5 protein-coding genes are annotated in these 5,155 nt (G+C 37.6%); 3 read left to right on the top strand and 2 right to left on the bottom strand.

Annotated elements, in window-relative coordinates; all coding sequences use genetic code 11:
• Positions 1–261 (bottom strand): nuclear transport factor 2 family protein (locus tag RLO81_RS10820; RefSeq protein WP_502880450.1); only part of this gene is annotated, 261 nt, incomplete at its 3' end.
• Between the two features lie 52 nt (positions 262–313).
• Positions 314–1,444, bottom strand: coding sequence for an alpha/beta hydrolase (locus RLO81_RS10815; protein WP_350111320.1), 1,131 nt, complete (start codon positions 1,442–1,444; stop codon positions 314–316).
• 154 nt (positions 1,445–1,598) lie between these two features.
• Here RLO81_RS10815 and RLO81_RS10810 point away from each other — a divergent pair, with 154 nt between their 5' ends.
• The 3 genes from RLO81_RS10810 to RLO81_RS10800 all read left to right on the top strand — a co-directional run.
• Positions 1,599–2,495: a helix-turn-helix domain-containing protein gene (locus RLO81_RS10810; protein ID WP_350111317.1), complete on the top strand. Its 897-nt coding sequence runs from the start codon at positions 1,599–1,601 to the stop codon at positions 2,493–2,495.
• 196 nt (positions 2,496–2,691) lie between these two features.
• The gene (locus RLO81_RS10805; RefSeq protein ID WP_350111315.1) at positions 2,692–3,321 is read left to right on the top strand and encodes a recombinase family protein; all 630 of its coding nucleotides are present in this window, start codon (positions 2,692–2,694) and stop codon (positions 3,319–3,321) included.
• A 26-nt stretch (positions 3,322–3,347) separates the two neighbouring features.
• The coding region (locus RLO81_RS10800) for a DUF4158 domain-containing protein (protein WP_350111312.1) at positions 3,348–5,155 on the top strand (1,808 nt) is incomplete at its 3' end.

Below are 5,155 nucleotides of genomic sequence, written 5' to 3'. Positions count from 1 at the left end.
GTGTACGATGGTATTTTTATACCAAATACTTCCGCTCTCAATGATTTCCAGTTCCCTGTCTTTCTTCCAGGCACCGCTCATGTGCACAAACTTTGAGTCCTCGTGAAACAGTGGTTCGAGTTTTTCCACATTTTTGTCTGTCATCCATACCCATTTTTGTTTAGATAGATCCTTGATCTGTTCCTCTGATTTCGAATTTTGTGCAAGTGATAGGTTAAGGCCTATCATGACAAATAGTAACCCTATAAGTGGTTTCTTCATTTTATATTATTTAGTAGTTGTTATTATGTTCTTTTAGAAAAGTGATATCCTATTAGTTTAGCCCTTTTTCAGCCAGCCATTCAGACATCAAATCAGCTATTTCTATATTATTAAGGTCTGCAAATGGGAAGTGGGTATTTCCTTTTATGCCTATTTCCGGAAGGTGGATTATCGTCACATCCCCACCATGCTTGTTTACAACATCTGTCCATTTCTTAGCCATTGCTAGTGCGACCCTCCATTGTTCCTCACCCGGATACACGGATGGTTCTGTGGGAATATTATCCCCAAAATATATGATGATGGGAATCTGTGTGAGTCTTTTAAACTCCTCCATGGGAACGCCTCTGGCTTTTAGCGTACCCCCAAAATAGGTCATTGGATCGGGAACTTCTCCTTCCGGAAAAACAAAGTTGCTGCCAGGCTCATAGGATACTATTCCTTTGATATTTTGAGTTTTTAGGGCAGTGAGCCACCCCATGCCGCCACTGTGTGAGTGGGTGACTAAAATCCCATCTCCTATTTTATCAAATAGGGCAGAAACGGCATCAATATTGACATCTATATCCAGCGGGCCGGTATCAGGAGTCATCTGGCGGTAAAACTGGTCCATATCTTCAGGCTTTTTTGAAAACTGAATGCCAGGATAAAAATTGGGATAGATACCCAGCCGAAAAATTCCAAACCACAGTTGGTCGTCAGGTGAAGCAGTGATCGTGGTAGGCATGGTACTTCGCCCTGCTCTGCCACGGCGAGGTTGGTCTAAAACATATACAGGAAAATTTCTTCGAAGGAAGATACTCTTAAAACCCTCACGGCCATCTGCTGTGGTTTCCCATGTTTTTGAAAACTGACCGTAACCATGCCAAAAGACCAATGGATACTTTCTGGCTTCCACTGGGATTTGATAGGATACATAAGCATGATCCCCATGAAGTGTCTGTCCGGATGAGCTTTGATTGCCTGGATTAAAGAAACCATGATTGATTGGATCAAAGCTTCCGGAATCACTGATTACTTTCCCTCCAATAGCAAAACTTCCCTGCTCTTTGATTGTCAGATATTCAGAGCTGACAGAAGACGGGGAGTCGCACGCCCAAAGCATAATGGTAAATATCACAGCATATGCTATGCGTAAGGGAAATGAATTATTTTTTAATGGTTTTACTTGTATTAATTGCATCGTATTAATTTCCATTTTGAAATACCTATGCAATCTTACGTGTTGATACTATATGAGTTAGTATACATATTACCGTAATCCGTACCATAATTACTTATTGGTAAGAACCAGTATTTTATAAGCCGTAGATTAGACTTGAGAAAACACAAAACTTATGAGTGACCACCTGAATTTTGATTCGATTAAAGCCTACAATGATTTCAACAATCATCCTACTTTACATCCGTTGGTGAGTGTACTGGACTTCTCCAAAGCAAAACCACGTCGTGGGCCTAAGATGACTTTTGGCATCTATACCATCATTTTGAAAGAAGTGCAATGTGGGGATCTGTTATATGGCAAGCATACCTATGATTACCAGGAGGGAACCCTGGTGTTTTTTGGACCTGGACAAGTTGTAGATGTTAGTGACAAAACGGAAATCTATCAACCGTTAGGAAGAGGATTAACTTTCCACCCCGACTTGATTTTAGGAACCCCTCTGGCCAGGCAGATCGATGAATACGGATTCTTCTCTTATAATTTAAGCGAAGCCCTTCACCTCTCTCCGGAAGAGCAGCAGACCATACTAGACCTGATGTCTAAAATCGAAAATGAACTGAAACGGCCGGTTGATAAACATAGCAAAAAGCTTATTGCTTCCAGTATTGGGCTGTTCCTGGATTATTGTGAACGCTTTTATGATCGACAGTTTATTACCCGGGAACATGTAAACACAGGTATTCTTGGTCGATTTGAAGAGCTTATGAATGGTTATTTCAATTCAGAAAAACCATATGCACTTGGATTACCATCCGTTGCTTACTTTGCGGATGAACTACATTTGTCTGCTAACTATTTTGGTGATGTTGTCAAGAAGGAAACCGGAAAGTCTGCACAGGAATACATTCAGAATAAACTAATTGAGATCGCCAAAGACAAAATCTTCGATGCTAATAAGTCTGTTAAAGAAATTGCCTTTGAGCTTGGGTTCAAGTATCCTCAACACTTCAATCGATTATTCAAAATGAAAGTTGGAGTGACTCCCGGGGAGTACCGTGGAAAAGAGTGATTTCATAATTCTCATCATTGAATGAGGAATCAAGTCCATTTTAAGTACTCTAAGTCATTTAAAAAGTAGGTGATTTAGAAATTTATAGAATTTCGTTACTATAAAATCATTGTTACCAATATTATATAAGTGTTTAAATATGGCAAGTTCATAATTACCAGATAGTAATTAATTTAACTTATCTTTAAATGGTAACATGAAGGCCATTCTTTACACCCGGGTATCTAACAAGGATCAATCCACCTTGAGACAAGTCAACGACATGAAGTCGATAGGGGAATTCGAGGTGGTTAAAGTCTTCTCGGAAAAGATCTCTGGATTTTCTGTTTCAGTTAGTGAACGACCTATTCTTCAGAAAGCACTTTCATATGTGGATGCCAATGGGATTGAATGCATCATGGTGTCAGAGATTTCCCGACTGGGCAGAAATACCCATGAAGTACTAGGGCTCATCGAAGAGCTCAAGAAAAAATCAGTCGCGATTTATATCCATAACCTGGGGACTACCATCAACCGGACCGGTTCATCCAGCGAAATATTTACTAAATTAATTGTCACGATCATGGCCGATCTGGCCAGGCTAGAAAGTGAACAAATGAGTTACCGGATTAAATCAGGAATAAGGTCCAGGAAAGCAATGGGCCTTGCCACCGGTAGGAAGGTTGGATCTAAAGAATCAGTAGATAAATTTCTATCTAAGCATTTGGATATCCAGAAGTACTTATCGAAAGGATATTCATCCAGAGAGATTCAGAAGTTATGCAGGTGTTCGCCTAACACCATTAAGAAAGTCAAGGATTTCTCAAGAAAGTTGAAAAATCTGTAAATTGATTTCAAAGACACTTTGAGCCCTTGCTATTAAATATTCTCAACGAATACGAAAAAAACGACTTTGATAAGGTCCCAGTATTTGGTAATGACCAAAAGGAGGAGTTTTTTGATCTATATTCAGCAAGTCAATATCAAAATCATTTTAGAAAACCAAAGACACTTGTAGCATTTATTTTGCTAAAGGGTTATTTCCAAGCAAGTGGTAGGTTTTATCAAGTTAAAGATTTTTATATAGATGACATTCAATACGTAGTTGACAAACTAGGATTGGTTGATCCACCATCTTTTGATAATTATCATCGAGTTACCTATTCTGAGCAGAAAACCATTATTGCAAGGAGCCTTGGTGTGATGATGTTTACTGATTGGAAACAGGAGTTTATACAAGAAGTTGATGAATTGGTAAAAACAGCATTAAAGCCCAAACAGATTCTACACACACTTCTAAAAATACTTGAAGAAAGGAAGGTTGAGATTCCAAGATATCACTTCTTTGCTGATTCGATTACTAAAGCTTTTAGAAAACTGGAAACTGGTCTTTTGAATGATGTGTCCAGGATATTAGATCAATCGCAAAAGGATGAAATTGACTCCATTTTAGAAATGCCAAAAGATCAAGCCAAGCCAATTTCTCCAAGTAACCCATACTTACTAACTACAATCAAGACACCTGAGCAGGAAATTACCCCAAGGAAAATCAAGGAAAGCTTAATAGATTTTCAGGTTATAGCAGATTTATTTAGACAATTTGATGTATCACTGAAAAAGATTGAATTATCCGATCAATTACTTAACTATTATGCTGTTTGGCTAATTAAATCAAAGCACATCAAATTTTTAGCAATTTCAGAGCCTACTAAAAAATATCTCTACTTTTTGGCATTTATAATTTATCAGTATCGAATAAGGCAAGATTTGTTTGTTGACACACTTTTGAAATGTACTCAAAAGTTTCAAAATGATATTGAAAAAGAAATTGCTGAAGATTTTCTAAACCAAAGACCTGTTAGTATTCAACAAACGAAAAAAGTCATTCAGATGGTGAGATCTCTGTCTGACCATGTTGAGCATATGAGACAACTCATTTTTTCAAATATTCAAGATGATAGCGAAAAGGTCGTACGGATACGAGAAATTTTTCATGATATAGATAAATCAAAAGGTGATAGACAGGCACAAAAAAAGGAAATAGAAGAAGAGCTTATAAAGTTGGAAACTTCTATTTCATCAGGTCTAAAGAACCAATTGATGTATGAGAAGTACATTAAAAACTACAGAAAAATTCAGAATCGTGTAGCTGGAATACTCCGTGTTCTAGATTTCAATAAATCAACATCAAATCCAGATATCATTGATGCAATAGATTTTTTTAATAGTCACAAACAAGTTAGTTCAGTAAAGAAACTTCCGATGAAATTTCTGGATACTAAAGCTTCGCAAGTAATGAAGGATTACCCCGGAGATGAATGGACATTATGGAAAGTAATATTGTTTATTCAGGTCGTTGAGCATATCAAAAGTGGTTCATTAAATCTGAGCAATTCAGAAAGGTATAAGGCTGTAGAAGAGTATCTAATTTCACAACAAAGATGGGAGAGTCATCGAGAAAGTTTACTCAACAGAGCCAGTTTGCCATTTGAGAAGGATGTAGGACACTTCATTTTAAGAATGACGGAAAGCCTCCATGAGCAATACCAAAAGACAAATGAGAATTTAAAAACAAATGAGCATCTGACCTTTACTAATTCTGGAGCGGCAAAAGTTCTAACACCAAAGGTTGAAAAACCGGATCAAAGTGGACTTTTGGATCTTCTCGAAGATGAAAGAGG

It is taken from the genome of Fulvivirga sp. (assembly GCF_040220315.1).
Taxonomy (GTDB): domain Bacteria; phylum Bacteroidota; class Bacteroidia; order Cytophagales; family Cyclobacteriaceae; genus Fulvivirga.
The sequence above is the reverse complement of the archived record's forward strand: the minus strand, read 5'-3'. Positions and strand labels throughout refer to the sequence as shown.